This is a genomic window from Phyllobacterium sp. 01N428, from assembly GCF_056399405.1.
The window spans coordinates 1-328 of sequence record NZ_JBFTRH010000037.1; the positions used below are offsets into that span (position 1 = coordinate 1).

Here is a 328-nt window from a genome sequence, read left to right on the forward strand (position 1 = left end):
TTGGTTGCGGGGACAGGATTTGAACCTGTGACCTTCAGGTTATGAGCCTGACGAGCTACCGGGCTGCTCCACCCCGCGTCAATTGTGTGCGGTATGCGCTTGCGCTTTCCTTTGTTGCGAGGACTTGCGCTTGCATGGATAGGGCCGTTTGGTGCGGCTTGTTTTTGTTGTTGTTGTTGTGTTTGTCGAGAAGCTTTGTTTGTTGCGTTTGGCAGACCTGGCAGCGACCTACTCTCCCGCGTCTTGAGACGAAGTACCATTGGCGCAGGGGCGTTTCACGGCCGAGTTCGGAATGGGATCGGGTGCGGCCACCCCGCTGTAACCACCA

The 328-nt window shown here is 56.7% G+C and carries 1 tRNA gene and 1 rRNA gene; both read right to left on the reverse strand.

Annotation, left to right across the window (positions count from 1 at the left end):
* Position 1: 1 nt before the first annotated feature.
* A tRNA-Met gene (locus AC1DNI_RS22835) sits at positions 2 to 78 on the reverse strand.
* Between the two features lie 137 nt (positions 79 to 215).
* Positions 216 to 328 (reverse strand): 5S ribosomal RNA (gene rrf / locus AC1DNI_RS22840); the annotation flags it as partial.